Source organism: Paenisporosarcina antarctica (assembly GCF_004367585.1).
Lineage (GTDB): Bacteria > Bacillota > Bacilli > Bacillales_A > Planococcaceae > Paenisporosarcina > Paenisporosarcina antarctica.
Genome location: NZ_CP038015.1, coordinates 96,183 through 115,550 on the forward strand (window position 1 = coordinate 96,183; position 19,368 = coordinate 115,550).

At 35.7% G+C, this 19,368-nt stretch carries 19 protein-coding genes and 1 pseudogene; 10 read left to right on the forward strand and 10 right to left on the reverse strand.

Translation table 11 applies throughout. From position 1 onward, the window contains the following. Window positions 1-388: 388 nt before the first annotated feature. Both E2636_RS00465 and E2636_RS00470 read right to left on the reverse strand, forming a co-directional pair. Entirely contained in the window at window positions 389-781 is a 393-nt protein-coding gene (locus E2636_RS00465) for a hypothetical protein (RefSeq protein WP_134208039.1), read from the reverse strand. 674 nt (window positions 782-1,455) lie between these two features. Beyond that, the gene (locus E2636_RS00470) at window positions 1,456-2,130 is read right to left on the reverse strand and encodes a DNA alkylation repair protein (protein WP_134208041.1); all 675 of its coding nucleotides are present in this window, start codon (window positions 2,128-2,130) and stop codon (window positions 1,456-1,458) included. A gap of 206 nt (window positions 2,131-2,336) precedes the next feature. Here E2636_RS00470 and E2636_RS00475 point away from each other — a divergent pair, with 206 nt between their 5' ends. Further along, window positions 2,337-3,050: a YwaF family protein gene (locus E2636_RS00475; RefSeq protein WP_134208043.1), complete on the forward strand. Its 714-nt coding sequence runs from the start codon at window positions 2,337-2,339 to the stop codon at window positions 3,048-3,050. Window positions 3,051-3,160: 110 nt separating this feature from the next. On the opposite strand, the gene E2636_RS00480 is transcribed toward E2636_RS00475, so the two are convergent. After that, window positions 3,161-3,289, reverse strand: a complete 129-nt coding sequence (locus E2636_RS00480) for a YjcZ family sporulation protein (protein WP_134208045.1) — start codon at window positions 3,287-3,289, stop codon at window positions 3,161-3,163. A gap of 40 nt (window positions 3,290-3,329) precedes the next feature. Continuing rightward, the gene (locus E2636_RS00485) at window positions 3,330-3,434 is read right to left on the reverse strand and encodes a YjcZ family sporulation protein (RefSeq protein ID WP_134208047.1); all 105 of its coding nucleotides are present in this window, start codon (window positions 3,432-3,434) and stop codon (window positions 3,330-3,332) included. Between the two features lie 223 nt (window positions 3,435-3,657). Between E2636_RS00485 and E2636_RS00490 the strand changes: the two genes are divergently transcribed. The 3 genes from E2636_RS00490 to E2636_RS00500 all read left to right on the forward strand — a co-directional run bounded on the left by E2636_RS00490 (window position 3,658) and on the right by E2636_RS00500 (window position 8,235). After that, on the forward strand, window positions 3,658-4,902 hold the full coding sequence (locus E2636_RS00490; RefSeq protein WP_134208050.1) for a GGDEF domain-containing protein: 1,245 nt from the start codon (window positions 3,658-3,660) through the stop codon (window positions 4,900-4,902). A gap of 285 nt (window positions 4,903-5,187) precedes the next feature. Further along, window positions 5,188-5,631 carry a MarR family winged helix-turn-helix transcriptional regulator gene (locus tag E2636_RS00495; protein ID WP_134208052.1) on the forward strand — a complete coding sequence of 148 codons (444 nt, stop codon included), beginning with the start codon at window positions 5,188-5,190 and terminating at the stop codon, window positions 5,629-5,631. A 3-nt stretch (window positions 5,632-5,634) separates the two neighbouring features. Continuing rightward, the gene (locus E2636_RS00500) at window positions 5,635-8,235 is read left to right on the forward strand and encodes an MMPL family transporter (RefSeq protein WP_134208054.1); all 2,601 of its coding nucleotides are present in this window, start codon (window positions 5,635-5,637) and stop codon (window positions 8,233-8,235) included. Between the two features lie 182 nt (window positions 8,236-8,417). On the opposite strand, the gene E2636_RS00505 is transcribed toward E2636_RS00500, so the two are convergent. From E2636_RS00505 to E2636_RS19230, 4 genes and pseudogenes are all read right to left on the reverse strand, one after another. Continuing rightward, a complete protein-coding gene (locus E2636_RS00505; RefSeq protein ID WP_134208056.1) occupies window positions 8,418-8,969 on the reverse strand; it encodes a hypothetical protein in 552 nt (183 codons plus the stop codon). A gap of 85 nt (window positions 8,970-9,054) precedes the next feature. After that, a pseudogene (locus E2636_RS00510) lies at window positions 9,055-9,472 on the reverse strand (IS1595 family transposase); the annotation flags it as partial. A gap of 71 nt (window positions 9,473-9,543) precedes the next feature. Next, on the reverse strand, window positions 9,544-10,641 hold the full coding sequence (locus tag E2636_RS00515; RefSeq protein WP_134208058.1) for an NAD(P)-binding protein: 1,098 nt from the start codon (window positions 10,639-10,641) through the stop codon (window positions 9,544-9,546). 176 nt (window positions 10,642-10,817) lie between these two features. Next, complete coding sequence (locus E2636_RS19230; RefSeq protein WP_243840705.1) at window positions 10,818-11,990, reverse strand: hypothetical protein; 1,173 nt, start codon at window positions 11,988-11,990, stop codon at window positions 10,818-10,820. Window positions 11,991-12,430: 440 nt separating this feature from the next. Between E2636_RS19230 and E2636_RS00525 the strand changes: the two genes are divergently transcribed. Next, complete coding sequence (locus E2636_RS00525; RefSeq protein ID WP_134208060.1) at window positions 12,431-12,724, forward strand: antibiotic biosynthesis monooxygenase family protein; 294 nt, start codon at window positions 12,431-12,433, stop codon at window positions 12,722-12,724. A 166-nt stretch (window positions 12,725-12,890) separates the two neighbouring features. Here E2636_RS00525 and E2636_RS00530 read toward each other — a convergent pair whose 3' ends face one another. Both E2636_RS00530 and E2636_RS00535 read right to left on the reverse strand, forming a co-directional pair. Continuing rightward, window positions 12,891-13,904 (reverse strand): GGDEF domain-containing protein, encoded by a 1,014-nt coding sequence (locus E2636_RS00530; protein WP_134208062.1) that lies wholly within the window; start codon window positions 13,902-13,904, stop codon window positions 12,891-12,893. Window positions 13,905-15,204: 1,300 nt separating this feature from the next. Beyond that, the gene (locus tag E2636_RS00535; protein ID WP_134208064.1) at window positions 15,205-15,576 is read right to left on the reverse strand and encodes a hypothetical protein; all 372 of its coding nucleotides are present in this window, start codon (window positions 15,574-15,576) and stop codon (window positions 15,205-15,207) included. 418 nt (window positions 15,577-15,994) lie between these two features. On the opposite strand from E2636_RS00535, the gene E2636_RS00540 reads away from it, so the two are divergent. The 5 genes from E2636_RS00540 (at window position 15,995) to E2636_RS00560 (ending at window position 19,331) form a co-directional block, all read left to right on the forward strand. After that, entirely contained in the window at window positions 15,995-16,495 is a 501-nt protein-coding gene (locus E2636_RS00540) for a DinB family protein (protein ID WP_134211719.1), read from the forward strand. Window positions 16,496-16,614: 119 nt separating this feature from the next. Next, window positions 16,615-17,001, forward strand: a complete 387-nt coding sequence (locus E2636_RS00545; protein ID WP_243840706.1) for a GntR family transcriptional regulator — start codon at window positions 16,615-16,617, stop codon at window positions 16,999-17,001. After that, a complete protein-coding gene (locus E2636_RS00550) occupies window positions 17,001-17,888 on the forward strand; it encodes an ATP-binding cassette domain-containing protein (protein WP_134208068.1) in 888 nt (295 codons plus the stop codon). Before E2636_RS00545 ends, E2636_RS00550 begins: the two co-directional genes overlap by 1 nt. Next, complete coding sequence (locus tag E2636_RS00555) at window positions 17,869-18,612, forward strand: hypothetical protein (protein ID WP_134208070.1); 744 nt, start codon at window positions 17,869-17,871, stop codon at window positions 18,610-18,612. The genes E2636_RS00550 and E2636_RS00555 overlap by 20 nt, the downstream gene beginning before the upstream one ends. Continuing rightward, complete coding sequence (locus E2636_RS00560) at window positions 18,609-19,331, forward strand: hypothetical protein (RefSeq protein WP_134208072.1); 723 nt, start codon at window positions 18,609-18,611, stop codon at window positions 19,329-19,331. The genes E2636_RS00555 and E2636_RS00560 overlap by 4 nt, the downstream gene beginning before the upstream one ends. The last annotated feature ends 37 nt before the right edge of the window (window positions 19,332-19,368 follow it).

A 19,368-nucleotide genomic window follows, 5' to 3' on the forward strand; every position in this document is an offset into this window, starting at 1 on the left:
CTATGGTGGTATGTAAAGGCACATGAAAAACTTAAGATTCTCACCTTTGTATAATATTTTTTAATTTTAAAACAACAACATAAGGATTTGGACTCTGTAGAGTGTTATGACTAGAGAAAAGGGCTAAAATTATGAACATATATCTTGAAAAAATAGCTGTTATTTTTTCAAGATATATCATCAAGTTTTTAGTATTGGATGGTTATATATATCTTCACCTAAACAATTATTAAATAATAAGCAAACAAGCTTAGTTGGGGATTTTTAACGCCAACTAATATGCATGGGAAATTAACTTGATATACCTCTCTTTTACTAACAGTTCGTAATATGAATAGATTAAAAAAACACGTCTAAATCTAGACGTGCCTGTTTCCATTTGAAATGATTAGATTTCAAACGTGTACGTTGCTTGGAACTTGAAAGATCCAGTATACTCTTGACCAAAACCAAAAACTGAAACGCGAGTTACATCGTCATAAACAAATGATAGAGAAGAATTAGCTAAAATTGTTCGTGAGATGTTTCCAGAACTTCTTTCAAAGATGACGTTAATCCCGTCATCACTGAAATTTTCAATCGTACCAGCTAAAACAACTGGTAGTGAATTTGGTTCTACATCAAAAATAATGTTCGCTTCTGTGTTGGACTCACCTGCGAAAGGGACACAATTTTCGAAAGTCAATGTTAAAAAGCGATCTAATTCTGGTCTCCTTGGACATTTACAATCACAGCGACCGATAGAACCTAAAGGTACTGTGTATTTACTTTTACAAGACATCTATTTTCACCTCCTTTTTTAATAGAGTATGAGGTTTTACAAGACATGCTTGGGCGTCTTGAAAAATACTCTCACAAAAAAGGTGATAGAATAGTTTTAATTTAAATTTTAGTTATTTTTCATAAAACGTTAATGGCAAACATGCAGTTCTTAATAATAAGGTGTAGATAGTTATCAAAAGAAGATAAGTCCTCATAAAAAAATAAACGCAAAAAAGCAGCTTGCATTAGAAGCTGCTTTTTAAAAACATAGGAAAGTATATAAAATTGATGTACCAAGAACCCTTTGTTCATAGTATATGGAGACTAACTTGATAAAATGGAATTTATTTGATGTGACTCTAGTTAATTCTATTAACATAAAAAATCGTCCACTAAGGTACTTTCATTTTAGGACGAATTTTTATATTTATTTTTAAAACTATATGGTTATCACTGTTGATTTTTATATAGGTGAATGATTGTAGTGAAATGCGGCGACTCCGGCGGAAAAAGCGAGTCAGGTGAGACCCCGCAGGCAACGAATTGTGAACAATTCGTTTGCGACGAGTAACCGCAGGAGCATAGGTTTTTCAGGCTCACGGACCGCCCGCGGAAAGTGTCCGCATGTAACGAAAATCATAGTTGATACTGTATGGAATATCCTATTTGCACCTTGAACCTTATGAAATCTCTCTATAACCTCTTCGCTAAAACAGCAGCAATCCATTCAGGTGCATATGGAGACGTACACCCTTTATGGACCTTTTTATCACTTAACTGACCAAGTCTTTCACCAATTTCTAGGCAACGAGCTGTATATGAATCGTGATGCAGAGCAATCTCAACGAGGCATTTGTTCATCGTCTCTTGTTTATATGGTGGTGCATCTTTCATTTCGGATTCGATGGTATGAAGTAGTGAATTAATTTCCTCATTGGATAGGTTCACTCTTACCGCATACATCATGTGAATATGCCAACCTGCACGTGCTTTGAATACTTCGGATGCGTTCATCCATTCGTTTGCAAAGTCTTTGGCGTAGGGGGTATTCATAACGACTTTGCCGACAACTTCATCTAGTAGTTTACTGTAGGAAATCTCATCCACCAATTGTTCAATTTGATGTTTTGATAGCTCACTTGGGTTCATAATGAGCGCTGCTAAAAACTGTGCATCGCTATTTCCAGTTTGCCAAAGTTCCAACGCTAGTGGATGATCTTTTTTGATTTTCTTCGCAATCGCTCTTGTTTTGACAGCGCCGACGCCAAATTGCTTCGTGCCAGCTCCAAGCTTTTCGTAACTAGCTCTACTATTCTCTGATCCGAGTTCCTCGAGTTGAGACATAACTTTCTCTAGTGTCGTGTTCATTTGGATATGACCTCACAATCTGTCTATTTTTAGACCTCTATTTATTATTCGACAAATAGCTAGTAGCATCCTTTTTTTTTCAAAAAAGGGTTAAATTAATGTGTGATCAATCATGAATCTACTCAAATCAATTCAAATAAAAAGGAATTTTGTATCAAGAAAACGAATAGTAAATAATAGAGATGAATGTGAAATGAGTGATAAAAATGATAGAAAAAGACGGACCTTCTTTTGTTATGTTTTCAACAGCACATTTGGGCGCAGTAGTAGTGTTATGCATAATCATTTTTCTGCTGTTCATAGTAAGAAAGAAATGGTCGTCTATTCAACCCAAGAACAAACGGTTAAACGAACGTCTTTTTGCGTTGACGTTATTAATCATAGATACTATTTATTATGTGTGGCTCTTTCAAACAGAAAGGTGGAACTTAAGTAACTCGTTGCCGCTTGAATTATGTAGTATTAGTTTGGCTATGACGATTGTGCTTCTTTGGACTGGCAATAAACATGTCTATGATTTCGTCTTTTATGCAGGAATTGGTGGAGCTCTTCAAGCTATAGCGACACCTGTTTTAGATCTCAGTTTTCCTCACTTCAGATACTTCCACTTTTTTTATACACATATTGGAATAATTTCCACGGCTCTTTATTTTACTTGGGTGAAGGGATACCGCCCTACCTTTAAAGGAATCATTAAAACAATGGTTGCATTAAACGTATTGCTTCCCATTGTATTTGCTATAAATGTTGTTCTTCAAGGAAACTATATGTTTTTACGAACTAAGCCCACACAAGGAAGCCTACTTGATTTGCTAGGCCCTTATCCGTGGTACATAGTGTCACTAGAAATCGTGACATTTATTATTTTCGTATGTTTGTGGTTACTATTTAAAAAGAAAGTACCGTTTGAAACGAGGTAAATGGACTAGGGGTTTGTCCATTAGGAAATTGAATAAAAAAAGAGGGGCTTAAGTCGTTTTGATCCGACCTTAAGTCACCCTCTACTTTTTTAAAAATTTCTATTTATAACTTAGCACCAAGCGGCACCGACAATTATAAGCAGTATAAATAATACGACGATTAACACAAACGAACTGCCTGCGTCATGTCCAGCTCCAGCAACAGGTCCGCCATACCCACATTCAGGACCATATGACATAAAAATTCCTCCTAACATTCCTTATTTTTATTTTCCTTTATTAACAAACAAACGCTGCTCCTACAATAATCAGTAGGATAAATAACACGACAATTAAAGCAAATCCTCCACCAGCATCATGACCATAGCCTGCTCCACCACTCATACCAACACCTCCATATCGCCTTAAGTACTAGTATATGTAGGTTAAAGTTGAGGATTTGGGACATTATCACAATATTTAATAAGAAATCTAATTAACAGCAAAGGCTTATCTGAATGAAACCCTATATTACCCTGTGAAGTTATATCAAATGTATCAGAATTTTACATTCAATTATTCTTTGCTATGCTATAATTTGAATACTCAGAGTAAGTAGGTGCACGAAATGAAGAAGTACAAAATTTTTGATGTTTTTCTGTTTGTAGCCAGTATTATTATCGGATTTTCGTTTGCACCACTCGATATAGATCTAAAAAAATATATACTCGTAGTAACTATTTATCTTGTTTTTTCTGCTATGTATTCTAACCAAAAAATTTTACAAGAAAAAGGAAGTTTAAGTTTCGATTACGGTATATCCTATAGCCAATCATTTGCTTTGTTTGCAGGACCATTTGGACTGTTGCTCTTTGAAATTGTCAATCGCTTTACTACTTATTTTCAACGGAAAGTGGCAAAGACGGCCGATGAAGATGAATTTACCGATACATTATATAATATTGGATCTTTCACGTTGTATCATACGGTAGGCTTTATTTTCTTTTTCTCTTTATATCCATATGCACAAATGATTCCTTTTGGTTTCTTTCTTCTTTTCTTTTTGACTGCACTACTTATTAGTTTTCAGGGCAATATTCTTATGCTGTTATCGTTTTATTTTAGTGGCAATTTACACTCTTGGAGTGAAGTCGTCGTATTCATTAAAGGTAGAAGTATACTCGATATTGCTAAAGTTGCTTTGACGAATGCACTTTTATACTATTTCGTTATGGAAAACCAGTGGGAAATGTTAATTATTTTGTTCACTTTAAACTTCATGGTCAGCAGGTCATTCGTTTCGAAACAAGAAAGTGTTAAAAATGAATTGGAACGTGACCGTTTCCGTGAAATGGCCTACTCAGATTTCATGACGGGGTTGTCAAACCGAGCAATGATGGATAAAAAAATGCGAGAAATTAATGGTACAGGTGAATTGTTAGCTATTGTCGTTGCAGATATCGATAAATTTAAACGTATCAATGACAACTATAATCATTCCGTTGGTGACTATGTTATTGAACATTTCGCCGGAATGTTAAAATCTCATACAGGCAAAGAGGATTTAGTCTTTCGAAGTGGGGGAGAAGAATTTACACTCTTCTTGCGAGGTCGTGGTTATGAAGAATGCGTGGAATTGCTTGAGTCTCTGCGTCTGAATGTAAGTGACCATCCGGTTGAAGTGGAGTTTAATGGAGTGGAAACATCGATCTCGTATAGTGCATCATTTGGTTTGTATTTCAATGAAATGTCTGAAGACTTACCAATGGAGCGTGCGTATAATTACGCAGATCAACTGTTATTTGAAGCAAAAGAGCTCGGACGTGATCGCCTAGTAGTCAGAAATGGTCAACAATCACTTGTTTATTCATAATAGCCATTTCCTCGACATTGTTGAGGAGATTTTTTAACATTAAATTGGTATGCCAAGAACCCTGTGTTCATGTTTTTTTTAGTATATGGAGACTAACATGCTAAGACCGACTTTCTTTGATGTGATTCTCGTTAATTCAATAAATAGATGGCTGTCTTATTCTTCAGGTAATAGTGTAGTAAGTATGACAGTGTCCATTACGACAACATATTGACGAACATTAATGGTTGACTTTTAATAGTTCACCCCCTAAACTAACGTTATTGGTTTAGGGGGTGAACTATTTTGGATAAGAGAATACAAGAAGCTGTTTCACTATTTGAAGAAGTACTAATATACGGTACCGAACGTGTGATTCGCAGCGTGGATGATCCACTATGGAGAGAATATTCACCCGAACAAATGCAAGTGTTGAAATTGATTTATAAAGAAGGAGAAATTACATCAGGTAGACTTGCCATTTTGCAAGGCGTACATAAGAGTGCCATTTCCAATCGCTTAAAGAAACTGATTGAAAAAGAAGTCATTAGTATTAAACCTTCAGGTGATAAAAGAGAGAAAATTCTTGTTCTCACTGCACGAGGGGAAACGGTTATCAAACGATCTGACGCAGTATTACATGAATACATTGGGAAATTGATGACTAATAAAGTGGATGATCAGGAAATTGAACAGTTTTTAGTGACATTTCGCAAGGTAAAAGAAATCTTGAAAATGAATGGAGTTTAAAGAATGCGTACGATTTTAAAACTGAAATGGCCAATTACGATTGCCTTACTGATTGTAACGATTGCTCTATTTTTAATGGCTCCTGATTTAACGAAACAAGCTGAGGAAGCGGGCTCATTCCAACTGTCCGATGATGCATCTTCACAACAAGCCGCTCAAATGCTTGCAAGCGCAGGGGATAGTGATCAAACGATTTCCGTCGTAGTGGAACTTGATCAACCATTAACGAATGATGTCCGTGACCAATTGAGTACTATGGCAAAGGATATTGTAGCGCTTTCAGAAACCGTGACAAGTGTATTAAACCCGGTGGAAAGCAAAGAGTTAGAAAGTCAGCTCGTTTCTGAAAATCAACAAACGGTGCTCATTCCCATTACTGTAGATGGCACCGATGAAGAAGTAAATCAAGTTGCAGAAGACATTCGTGAAACTGTTATTCCGTCTGATATGGTCGCGTATGTAACGGGTGAGGCAATCATTAATAACGACGTCAATAAAAGCGCACAAGATGGCTTAAAGCGTACGGAAATTATTACAGTCGTTTTGATTTTCGGTTTATTACTTGCGGTTTTTCGCTCCATTGTAACGCCTTTCGTTCCTTTAGTGGCAGTGGGGATTACGTATTTACTTAGCCAATCATTGGTGGCATTTTTCATCGATTGGTTTGGCTTCCCAGTTTCGAACTACACTCAAATTTTCTTAGTGGCCATATTATTCGGTATTGGAACGGATTACTGTATTTTACTGTTAAGTCGCTACAAAGAAGAATTATCGGCAGGTCACGCAGTCGAAGAAGCCATTGTGAATACCTACAAAACAGCGGGACGCACATTGTTCATTAGTGGTCTTGCCGTCTTTATTGGATTTTTCGCCATTGGTTTTGCCGATTTCCCAATATTTAAATCAGCGGTAGCGGTAGCAGTCGGTATAGCGGTGTTATTGCTTGTGCTGTTTACCATTGTGCCTGTGTTAATGTTGGTGTTAAAAGAGAAACTATTTTGGCCATCAAAAAAATCAGCAGCGCATCATGATAGCAAATTATGGAGTAGGATGAGTAAACTATCCGTCAATCGTCCAGTCGTATCGATACTAGTAGTGGCCGTTATAACGGTGCCGTTATTGTTAACATATAATAACTCATTATCGTTTAACACGGTGGACGAAATTGGGGATGACTATGAATCAGTTCAAGGATTACGTGCCATTGAGAATGGCTTTGGAAAAGGCGATTCATTGCCTGTTCAAGTAATTATCAAGTCAGATGAACAGCTAGCAAATGGAGAAATGATTCCATACGTAGAACGATTGAGTCAGCGCTTTGAACAAATTGAAGGTGTTGATAAGATCCGCACCGTTACACGTCCAACAGGTGAAATCATCGATGACCTATATGTTGATCGTCAACTCGGCTTGATGGCAGATGGTTTAACCGAGGCTCGCGAAGGATTAACTGAAATTGGAGCGGGACTAGAGCAAATTCAAGGTGGTTTAGCTAGTGCCGGTGAAAGTGGTGGACTTGGTGAAGTAGCTGCAGGTCTTGGTCAGTTAAATGAACAATTAACACTAGCGACTCAAGGGTTGCAACAAACAGGCAATGTACAACAAACTGTTGGTGCCTTGTCCGCAATTAACGAACAGCTTGGTCTAATTCAACAAGGTCTTGCAAGTGCAGGGGGAGATGGTGAAGGTTTATCACAAGTAACTGATGGACTATCAGCATCAAGCGAAGGACTTACACAAATTGCAGATGGTTTAACGGAAGTTAGCGACATGATGTCTGCGATGAGTGAAAGTGACAGTGTGCGTGCTACAGGATTGTTTATTCCAGCAGGTACGCTTGAAAATGAAGATTTCGCTCAAGTGTTAGAGCGTTACACATTTGCAGATGGCAACGGCATAAAAATGGAAGTTGTGTTATCCGATGATCCATATTCACCTGAAGCCATCGACACGGTTCACCGTTTGAAAGAAGCGGCTGCGTCTGAAGTGAAAGGAACACCTTTTGAAGATGCCGATATTGCATTTGGCGGTATTTCAAGTATCAACAGTGATTTAGCTGACATTTCTTCAAGTGATTTCAAGAGTACTGTAATGATTATGTTGATTAGCTTGTTTGTGGTATTAGCTATTATGTTCCGTTCGATAATTATGCCATTATTCATGATTGGCTCGTTGTTATTAACGTACTTTACGTCAATCGCAATAGCAGAGTTAATTTTTGTGAATCTATTAGGCTATGACGGCATTAGCTGGGCAGTACCATTCTTTGGATTCGTCATGTTAGTCGCACTCGGTGTAGACTATTCCATATTCTTACTCGATCGTTTCCGAGAAGAAGCGGCGAGAGGAATAACTGTGCGCGAAGCGATGCGTATTTCAATGGAGAAAATGGGCACTGTCATCATCACAGCCGCTATTATTTTAGCAGGTACATTTGGGGCAATGTTACCTTCAGGCGTATTGAGTTTGATGCAAATTGCGTCAATCGTCGTAATTGGATTACTGCTTTATGGATTAATTGTCTTGCCACTGCTGATCCCAGCTATCACGGTATCGTTTGACCGTGGTGTATGGTGGCCATTCGGCATGAAAAAGAAAAAATAGGTTGAGAGAGAGGCTATCCATCAGGATTTAACTGATAGATAGCCTCTATTTTTTTATTAGGCTAGGTTAAAGTTTAATATTGATTTCAAATAATAAGCAAACTTCCAATTATATGAAAGTTTGCTTCGTTGTTAATAATGGCTTCTCCATCTACGCTATCCTTTACTTCAATAAGAGAGAAATTATTCAATCTCATTATTGTCATTATCATAAAAAGATAATTTAACAGGATAAGGTCTTTCTACGCCAGTTGGTATTTTTGCGGATTGCAAAAACGTTTTATCCTCGGAAACATCGAATATAAAATCATATTCACCAGTATGAGCAGTAGCTAAAATATGGTCAATTTTAAAATCAGGATTTCCACCGTATAAAATCATATACTTTCCTTTGTTAGTGTCAATGACTTGATAAGATGAATTATGAAATCCAGAACCGTACCCTGCAATATCAATCTTAAACTTTCCATTTACACCTTTTACTAAACGAGAATACCCATAATTTCCATTATCTAATTGAAAAAGAATAATATGTGAAGTTGTATCCCCTAATTGTTCTACCTTTAATACTTTTGGATTGATTTCTATTCCATTTGGTCGATTCAACCAGGTTTCTAAATTAGATTGAATAGATAAATCATTATCCTCAATATGATATTGATTAAAATAATACAAAGAATATCCCAATGCTACTATGACAATCATAGAAATAAAAAACAGTAATTTTTTACTCAAAAAAATGCCCCCTCGAAAAATGTCCCTCTACGAATGAATGGTTTTTATCTGTTCACCTGATTCGTTAGTCGAATAAGAAATATGATTATTTAATAAACTTAGACAGCCTAAGCGTATCATATGTTTCCTTATTTGGAATTAAATTTCCTTTAATTATGAAGTCATTTATTGTGACTTCCTTTCTTTGGTGATGAATGCACTTGAAACCATGCAAGGTAATTGTTCAAATACTTGGTTGCGACGCCATTAAACCGTTGTATCCAACCCTTCAACCTGCGGTGGTAATTATTGACGTTCTGTATGTGATAAAGCCCCTTTGTACGAACTTGCCCGTCAGACTTGAATTGGTGAATAACCATTTCTTTTCCAGCAACGTATGTTTTAAAGGCACGCCAAGAATCCGTACATAAAATATTTTCATTTGAAAGTTTATGGCCGATTGCTTTTTCCAGTTGCACTTTCGTTAATCTACCCATTCCTAATGTCTGCGAATAGGTTAACTTGGTTAAGTATCATATAAAAAAGAGCACCTCATTTGAGGTGCTCTTTGTGCAATAATAACAATAAGATCTTGCTACTTACTCCATAATTTCATAAATGGAGTTGATAATTTGAGTAAATCTATACTGCTATTTTTACTAAAAATCTTATTAGCAACTTTACTCATGATTTGCTTATCTAAATTTTTAACAGCAAAGTCAATTTGATCATCAGTTAAATTCTCTAAAAATCTTCTTAAAGCAAGAGAATGGTTATAATTTTCAACTAAAGGTTTAGTAAGTTCTTCGTAATTTCCTTCTTTACAAATATCGAGTCCCGAAAAAACGCCTGTTAATATGGATGCATATTGGCCAAATCCGAGTCCTGGGGTCATGCTCCCAAAACAATTTCCAACAAAATATGTATTATCAATTTTAGGTTTACCGCATATGCCCATCATATACCTTGTAATTTCAAAGTTGTCTGTTATTTTAAGGTGTTGATCTAATTTAGCACATGCTAAATTATAGAATTTATCCCACATATCATTTAAATCCAATTTTATATTGTCTGGATAATCTGGGTAACCAATAACTAAATTTGCTTCTTTTTCAGAATAAGGAATAAGCCAAGCATATCCTTTGGGTATTATTTCGTAATTAAACCATACATGAGGATTATTCGTTACAAAATCTCCTTGAACAGTGGCTCCCTTTATCGTACAAGTAAGGTCACTCCTAAAGTTCCCTAAATGAGAAGCATATGCTCCATCTCCCGTTGCCAATACCACACACTCAAAATCCTTACATAACTTTTCGTATTCGTAGGTAGAGCTAAAGATAATTTTAGATTTTACTTGTTTCTCTAATTGACTTTCAAATGAATTCTCATGTCTTCCTCTTATATTTGTGTATCCAATTTTACCGTCAATTGAACTAACCTCATTTTTAGAATGAATAAATAATTTATCTACTTCAGCGGTAGGATTTAAATTTATATGGAAATTCTCTGCTAGGTAAGATAAAGAGTCTTTATTAGGTCGATTAAAGATACTGAATATGGCTTCTGCATTAACAAATCTATCCCCAACAGTAGTTTTACTTTCAAAAATTGTTGGAGTAATTCCATTTCTCTCTAATGTTATAGCACAACAAAGTCCAGAAATTCCTGCTCCCATAATGGCAACTTCCATGTAACTCACCTCCTAAACATATAGTGTGTGCGTTAGTTATATGTTTATACATGAGTATTTTGAGTTTGTGAAGAGAGATAAAGTGCAGAAATTGCGACAGGTTAAGGATATTTATTTGGATTTTCGTTCTATACCAATAAAAATACACCACCAAAAGGCAGTGCAAAATTTCATCGTTATTGTCGATCAACCGATACTTTTTCTCCTAAACCAGCATCATTCCGTATTTCAAACTTCCCAATTTTCCCCGGTTCTGAAAGGATTGCCATACCTTTTATCTCATGTTGTGTAACTACTCCGGCGTTGTTTGTATAGTCTACCTGTGCAGTAAAGTCATAATTCTTAGGTGATGACTCGTTTTCACTTTGAGTCACTTGTATATCGTTAACTTTCATTTGATACCGAACATTTTCGTCAAAGCCTAAATACCCATAGTGGTAACGAAAGGCAATAGCTCTAGGAATAATGGTCTCAAATGCATAGTCCATAAAGAAAGGTCCATATGTTTTTTTCACTAAGTCCTCGTAGGCACGCCATTCATCTGAGACCCCTGACTCTTCGATTCCATTTACTTCATTAGCTTCAGCTGTACTGCTGCCTATTTCAGTCATTTTTTTATCGATTTTTCTTACAATAAGCATGTATTCTTCGTTCGGAACAGTGAATTCCGATTCAAGAACAGTACGAACTGTTTGTTGATTATTTAATTCTGTAGATCCATTGTCCTCAGATATTTTCTCCATTAGACCACCCACATCGCGGATTGAATATTTCCCGATTTTTCCTACTTCTGAAAGAATCGCTACTCCTTTTATTTCGTGTTGTGTAACTTTCCCATCGTTGTTTGTATAGTCTACCAGAGCGATAAAGTCATAATTCTTTGGTGACGACTCGTTTTTACTTTGAGTCACTTGTATATCACTAACTTTCATTTGATAACGAACTTGTTCCTCTTCCGTTCCAAAGTGGAACCGGAAAGCCTGATTAGTAGGAATAAGGTCATCATAAGCATAGTCCATGAAATATGATCCATATGTTTTTTTCACTAATTCTTCGTAAGCAATCCATTCGGCAGAGTCCTCTGGAATTCCGAAACTACTTACTTCTGGCAAGCTTTCTCTTATTTCATCCACTTTTTTATCGATGCTTTTTTGGATTAGAATATATTCTTTATTAGGAACCGTTAATTCCGATTCAACAACAGCACGAACTGCTTCTTTATTTTTATCTGCTGTTGAAACAACCACTTCTTTTTGCTGTTCAGTCTGTTCTATCGAAAAGAACGCAAAAAGAAAACAAGAGCTAATCAAAAGAAAGATGCCGGCTATTTTTAGTTGTTTATTATACATATTACCCTCCCTGATAATTTGTGTTATGTTCAAATCATCATCTTGTTACTTGTAATACGTAATAAAAACTGAAAAGTTTCATTATTCGATCTTTAACTTCTATTTACAAAACCTCCAGGTTCACTTTATTGCTAAATTTGAATTACTATTCGCAGGTCAATTAGCTATGTTACAAATTCTATTGTTATGTAGCCAAATAGGTTGTTAATTAACAACTAAAAATCCCATTACTCATAAGAAGAAGGCTTAAATATCAACACAAAAGGACTACTGATTCATATGGAATCGGTAGTCCTTTTGTGTTGTGTTTTAATGTTTTGCAACTCTGAAGAGAACCTTCAGAGGGGGTGAAATTAATTTGCTTGTTGATCAAACAGGATAGTTCAACAAAAAGTCACTAAAAAAGAGGGATGATATACTTTTAAAAAGGGGGAAATTAAATGATATTAGAAGCTGTTATGCTACAAGTTAAGGAAGGTATGGAAGGAGAATATGAAGAAGCATTTCATGGGGCATCAGAGATTATTTCTTCAATGAAAGGGTACATATCTCACGAATTACAGCGTTGTATGGAGGTTGAAGGGAAATATTTACTACTAGTGCGATGGGAAACAATAGAAGACCATACAATTGGATTTAGACAATCCAACGAGTATCAAGAATGGAAAAAGAAATTACATAATTTTTATGACCCATATCCAACAGTTGAACATTTTGAGAAAGTTAAACTTTAATAGTTGTTTGTTCCTGAACTAACGCACCCTTTAGTTTAACAATTGGCAGCTGCCTTTTCAGGGCAGCTTTCTTATTGAGTAATGAAGTCGAATGCTTCCTAACTGTGGTGATATGTAAACTAATAATGAATACATTTCTAAAAGCAATCTTTATCTATTTATTCACTCACACTAAATATTTTAAACTTTCAAAAAATTTATTAGTGTACATATTTTTATCTGCTTTTTTAAATACTTCTTCAATTTCACCTTCCTCATTATATTTAGTTTCATAACCAAATGAAATAGAAATATTATTTGAGCCTACTTTTTCTAGTAATGTCAGTTCACTGATACGTTTGATAATTATCTCTGCTTCAAAAGCTCCTGTTTTAGGTAATAGAATAACAAATTCATCACTCCCGATTCTGGAAATAATATCATCAGTCCGGCAGCCCTTTTTAATTGCTTCAGCAGATTTTTTCAGCAATTCATCACCTATGGCATGTCCAAAGGAATCATTGATTAGTTTTAAACCATTTACATCTCCCACTACTAAAGTCAAAGGTAGGTTTCTTGTTGTATCAAGTCTCTTTAACTCTGCTTCGTAAAATCTTCTGTTATATAAACCTGTTAATTGGTCATAGTAGCTAAGATATAAAATCTCTTCGTTTTGAAAGGCAAGCTCATTATTTGCAATGATTAACTCTGCTGCACGGTTCTCTTTCTCTTCGTTTTGAAAGACCAGCTCTTTATTCGCAATGACTAACTCTGCTGCACGATCTGCTTTCTCTTTGTTTTGAAAGACCAGCTCTATATTCGCAATGACTAACTCTGCTGCACGGTCTGCTTTCTCTTCGGTTTGAAAGATCAGCTCTTTATTTGCAATGACTAACTCTGCTGCACGGTCTGCTTTTTCTTCAGTTTGAAAGACCAGCTCTTTATTTGCAATGACTAACTCTGCTGCACGGTCTGCTTTCTCTTCGGTTTGAAAGGCCAGCTCTATATTAGCGATGACTAACTCTGCTGCACGGTCTGCTTTCTCTTCGGTTTGAAAGGCCAGCTCTTTATTTGCAATGACTAACTCTGCTGCGCGGTCTGCCTTTTCTTTGTTTTGAAAGACCAGCTCTATATTAGCAATGACTAACTCTGCTGCACGGTCTGCTTTTTCTTTATTTTGAAAGTGAAAATCATTATCCATATAGCACTACACTCCAATTTGTTTTTTTATTAGGATCTCCAGGCTTCTCAGCATCTTTAGGTAATACCCATAAGTTCGTTAATTTTTTTAGCCTCTTCAAATCTTACAGTAATGGGTTTTTAGCATTTTTTAAACTCATTAATCATGAATTTTATACTTAAGACATTTCTCATAATTTATATGCAAGTAAATATTACAAATATTTACTTGCTTCTTGTTTCTGGTCATTATTACTCTCAAGGCCGTTTTACCTATTTCTGCATTCTATATTGGTAATTATACATACTCAAAATATTAATTCCCGAATAAAGAACTTTATAAACTTTGAGCGACCTATTAAGCGAACAATAATGAAAAAATCATTCAGTGGAACTATGATAATTGAGTTCATGGAATTGATTATTGGTGTGCTGTACAGTCCATTTCTGAATCAAATATAACAGGTGTTATGACACCCTAGGTTGAGCGGTCGAATCGATGCTTTGTGGATTGGATTTCATTTCATTTCGTCCAGTTTCTGTTAATCTAATAGCACAAGTTTCTTGAAAAAAAGAAGTGGATGGAATGGAAAGGCTTGAACTAAGTTTTAAAAACAAGACATTGAGAATGTGACTCATAACTGTGATACCAATAGGATTATTTTCTATGTTGCTATATGTTCTTTTACCAATAGAGTTTCATCATATCCCAGCATTGTTATTTATAACTGCTGTAATTATTTATTGCGGATGGCTTATTTTTTTAAAAAAGAAGCTGAAGAAAGATAATAAATCTCTCAACTAACGCGCCTTAATAACAGCCACCTTTTAAATAGCCATCTTTTTTATGGACAATTAATACACTAATTGTTGTTTGGTAGGGAAAAATTTCTAGATGTGGTGTTATGTCAACCTATTATATTTCAAGTTAGACACTTTAATAATGGATTGTAAGTCATCCCTCATTAGTTCATATCATTTGGATAAGAAAGTAATCAACTTCATTACTCCATTAGAAAAAGCTACCCCTTTGAAAGAAGCCGGTTCTTCAACTAGCACCCGTTAGCCATCCATGTAGGTTGTATAAGCAATAGACTCACGTAGTAAAACCTTAGCCGATTATTTAACTAGTTGAAATCTCCCTATACCATTTTCTTGAACCACTCTTCCAATACTTGAGTCGCGCTTTAATTATTGAATTTACGGATTAAGTGTAATCAATATTACTCAAAAAAATAACCCCGGAACAATTCCGGAGTCACATACTAGCTATTTGATCGATAGATTCTAAATTAATGCTACCCATTTTACTGTAACCATTTTCATAATCCAAGTGGCAATTGGAATAGTAGATAGTTGTTCGTCCATTTTTGACTTTTGATCATGACCTTTTCGTCGTTCTTTTCAAAAAAGAAACCAGACCCGTTTGCCTCTACATATTCCCAGCCATTCTGTATCATTCGTTGCTTCAGGGATTGCAGAGCAATGTCTTCAGGGTCATTTGTTACAAACCATACATAGCCATCTTCTTGCGTTACTTTTGAAAGGGGCAAATTAGAAGTCGTAGCAAGGTTTGCCACTTCAAGTTTCGTTTTATTAGTAAATGGAAGTTCAGGGTAATGTACTTTAGTTGAAAGCACGAGATTTACGCAAAGAATTAATAATATAGCAATCGGTATTATCCACTTTTTCACTTTTCAAACCACCCCGTTCACAAACCCAATTTATTCTCATATTCATTAGACTCTATAATCTCATATAAAGTTCCAACAATTCACTGTATTCCCAAAATAAATAGTATTGAAATTTCTTCGAGCAGCTAGTTGGCCTAGGGTGAGATAGATATATGGTTATCATCTCAATAATTTAGTTATCAATGTTTAGCTACGACAAAATCTGTTCACCCAACTATATACCCGCAAAACTACTATCCTAATCAACCTTACATTGTGAACGAAGTGGAAAAGGTCATACGTGAGTTAGTTAGAATAGGGATTTTTAATTACAAAAATTAAAGAAAAGAGGAAACATTGATTGAAGCTTAAGCAGGGATTACAAACGTTTTAGCGAAAAGTAAATAGAGAGTGAATTATTCTAAGGAGGCATAAGATGATGTACCATACCATTGAAGAGTTTTTAGCCGAATGGACTTACGAAAGTGACTCTACTCAACAAATATTGGACTTATTAAACGATGATTCGTTAGGGACAAGAGTCAAAGAAGGAGAACGTTCGTTAGGTTTCTTAGCATGGCATATCGTCATCTCAGTACATGAAATGATGTCCCGTGTCGGCCTTGATTTTGAAGGACCTCAACACGATGCAGAATTACCAACGGCAGCAAGCGAAATTGCTCGTGGCTATCGCAAATCGAATCAGGCTTTTACAGAAGCCATTCGCACACAATGGAAGGATGCCAATCTTTCTGATGAACACGATATGTATGGCGAAATGTGGTCGAGTGCTACAACACTCAATGTGTTAGTCAAGCATCAAATACATCATCGTGGTCAATTAACGTTGCTCATGCGTCAAGCTGGACTTCCTATGATTGGCGTTTATGGTCCATCACGTGAAGAATGGGCTTTCTATGGTGGCGAAATACCTAAATGAATACTTAAAAAACAACTTCCAAAAAGAAGTTGTTTTTTTATTGCAAAAATTCAAAATATGTAATATAGTACATTACAACAGTAATGCACTATAAAATGGTAAAGGAAGGAGGCACTTATGTGAAGTTTTATGATGACTCAGATCTTCCTATTTACATCCAAGTAGCGGAATGGCTTGAAAATGAAATATTACGTGGTCAGTTTAAGCCTGATGACAAAATGTACTCACAATATCAACTCGCAGATTTATTCACGATTAACCCAGCGACTGCTGGAAAAGGACTTTCCATCTTACTAGACACCGACATTTTATATAAGAAAAGAGGGCTAGGCATGTTCGTTACTTCAAATGCACGAAGTACGATTTTATCCAGGAGAAAAAGCGAAAAATTATCGACTCTTGTCAAGGGGATCGTCGATGAAGCCGAGCGTTTAGAAGTGCCTTTTGCAGAATTAATCGACATGTTGAAGCGGGAGAAATTGAACAATGAACGGGGGAGAGTCTAGTGATTAAATGTAAGGATTTATCGAAAAAATATCATTCTGCCCATGCTTTAACGAACTTAAGTTGCGACATTAAAGAAAATACAATTACGGGTGTAATAGGGAGAAACGGTGCAGGGAAGACGACCTTTATGAAATTAGTTGCTGGCTATTTAAAGAAAACGACTGGGGAAATTCAGGTGATGGGGGAAAACCCTTTCACTAGTTTAAAGGTATCCGCTAATACGATTTTTATTGATGATCAAATGAGCTTTCCCACATCACTAAATTTAGAGGAACTCCTCGATTCTTTTGCTATGTTTTATCCTAATTGGAATATGCCTTTAGCAAAAGAACTGATGACTTATTTTAAGTTGCCACAGAATACGTATATTCAAAACTTATCAAAAGGAATGCGCAGTACTTTTCATGCCATCATTGGCTTTGCAGCAAGATGTCCATTGACCATTTATGATGAACCTACAACAGGGATGGATGCAGCCGTTCGCAAAGATTTTTATCGTGCCCTTTTAAAAGATTACTTAGCTTTTCCGAGAACGATTTTAATTTCAAGTCACTACTTAGATGAGATTGAGAACTTACTCGAAGACGTGCTAATTATCCATGAAAAACATACATTTTTGCATACTTCAGTTTCTAAATTAAAAGAAAGCGTGATTGGAGTTAAAGGAGAGAAAGGTGCAGTCGAAAGCTTTATGTTGATGCATGAAAAACTTTCATGCACTGAAACGATGCCAGGTTTTGTGATGGCTGTCGTCAAAACGAGTGGGAACGTATACCAAAGTAAACACCCCAACTTAACGTTTACGAATCTTTCAGCAAACGAAGCTTTCGTGAACTTAACTGCTCCATCAGAAGGAGGGATTGATCGTGTCTTTACAGGAAGTTAGTTTATTTGAAGTAGTTAGGAAACAGTTTGTTTATAAAGTTAAATCGTATACAGGAATACTACAGAAGTTAATGATCCTTCAAACAATAGGTATATTATTAGCTGCGAGTGGAAGTACTGGAATGATGGGTGGAAGCTCAGGGACCTTACACTATACGATTACTTTTTTTAGTGGAACAGCTATTATGGTGATGACCATTATGTGGATAATAACAAATGGTTTTTTAATATCAACAACAGCATATAAAAATGATGATTTTACATTCGTGTCTACTAGATGGAGCAGGCATTTGGCAAATGGTGTTTATATTGGATTTCTTGCAATCTTGGGAACGTTGACTTCCTATATGGGAATTAGCGTAATAAAAGTTGTTTACCAAGCACTTCGAATAGAGGTTATGTATGATATGAATTACACTTATATGGAACATTTCGCTAGCCTGGCTACTATATTTGGATATATTTTATTGTCGGGAATTTTAGCTTACTTCATTGGGTCAGTACTACAATTTAATAAGGTATTTACTGTCATCGGAATGATAGTAATCGTAGCTTTAATTGCAGTATTTAATAGTTACAGTCAAGTGAATCTTTATTATTCTATAGGCAAATTTATTTTAGCAGAAGAATCCATACCAATTTTTATGATTAAAATAGGTAGCATTTGCATTCTTACATTTATTGCATCTTGGTTCTTGAATAAAAATCAGGAGGTGCATTTATGAGTATTGTAGCTATTATTATATCTTCTTTAATACCAATATTAATAATAGTTTCCATTGTATTCGCCATTCTACGTTTTAATAGTACAAACGTGAAAACTAGAAAAACTAAACTATCATCAAACGTGAGTATTCGGTTACTGATGATTTATGTCATTGTTTTACTAGCTTCAACAGTTTGGGCATGGGCTTTCCCGGTTTCCTCTGAAATTGTCACGGCGTTATCAAGTAAAGAAGTGAATGAGAAGAAACAAGATTATCTTCGCTTACTTACTACAGGTAATGGTAAAGGAATGGATGACAGCAGTATCATTAAAGAATGGTTACACCCAATAAATGAAGGAGTTTTTAAAATTACGTCAAAAAGTTCTGAAGAAATGCCACTGAATCTCGTTATTAAAAGAACAGATGATAATGAATCGGTCGTTAAAGCTTCTCTCTACCAAAGTATGGTTCTGTATAATCAATTCGAAATTCAGACGAATCTAGATCAAGTTAACATAGAATGGCAGAATGATACACTAGAAATTGGAAACCAGTCTCCAGAAATAACGAACCTCAATCTAAAATTTTTTGATTACGAACCAATAACTCAAAAAATCATGAAAGGCGACTTTGGCTACGGTGAATTTAGTCAAAATTCACCAGTCTTATATGTAGAAGTGCCAAAATCAATCATACTGTATGTGGATCAAAAATTTGTGACCTATATTAGTGAATAATCTAAACCCGATGCATGTAAAGAGTCCTTTACACGCA

Coding starts and splice junctions, on each gene's coding strand:
- E2636_RS00465 (WP_134208039.1), bottom strand. CDS start 781: ATGTCTTGTAAAAGTAAATACACAGTACCTTTAGGTTCTATCGGTCGC.
- E2636_RS00470 (WP_134208041.1), bottom strand. CDS start 2,130: ATGAACACGACACTAGAGAAAGTTATGTCTCAACTCGAGGAACTCGGA.
- E2636_RS00475 (WP_134208043.1), top strand. CDS start 2,337: ATGATAGAAAAAGACGGACCTTCTTTTGTTATGTTTTCAACAGCACAT.
- E2636_RS00480 (WP_134208045.1), bottom strand. CDS start 3,289: ATGTCATATGGTCCTGAATGTGGGTATGGCGGACCTGTTGCTGGAGCT.
- E2636_RS00485 (WP_134208047.1), bottom strand. CDS start 3,434: ATGAGTGGTGGAGCAGGCTATGGTCATGATGCTGGTGGAGGATTTGCT.
- E2636_RS00490 (WP_134208050.1), top strand. CDS start 3,658: ATGAAGAAGTACAAAATTTTTGATGTTTTTCTGTTTGTAGCCAGTATT.
- E2636_RS00500 (WP_134208054.1), top strand. CDS start 5,635: ATGCGTACGATTTTAAAACTGAAATGGCCAATTACGATTGCCTTACTG.
- E2636_RS00515 (WP_134208058.1), bottom strand. CDS start 10,641: ATGGAAGTTGCCATTATGGGAGCAGGAATTTCTGGACTTTGTTGTGCT.
- E2636_RS19230 (WP_243840705.1), bottom strand. CDS start 11,990: ATGTATAATAAACAACTAAAAATAGCCGGCATCTTTCTTTTGATTAGC.
- E2636_RS00525 (WP_134208060.1), top strand. CDS start 12,431: ATGATATTAGAAGCTGTTATGCTACAAGTTAAGGAAGGTATGGAAGGA.
- E2636_RS00530 (WP_134208062.1), bottom strand. CDS start 13,904: ATGGATAATGATTTTCACTTTCAAAATAAAGAAAAAGCAGACCGTGCA.
- E2636_RS00540 (WP_134211719.1), top strand. CDS start 15,995: ATGTACCATACCATTGAAGAGTTTTTAGCCGAATGGACTTACGAAAGT.
- E2636_RS00560 (WP_134208072.1), top strand. CDS start 18,609: ATGAGTATTGTAGCTATTATTATATCTTCTTTAATACCAATATTAATA.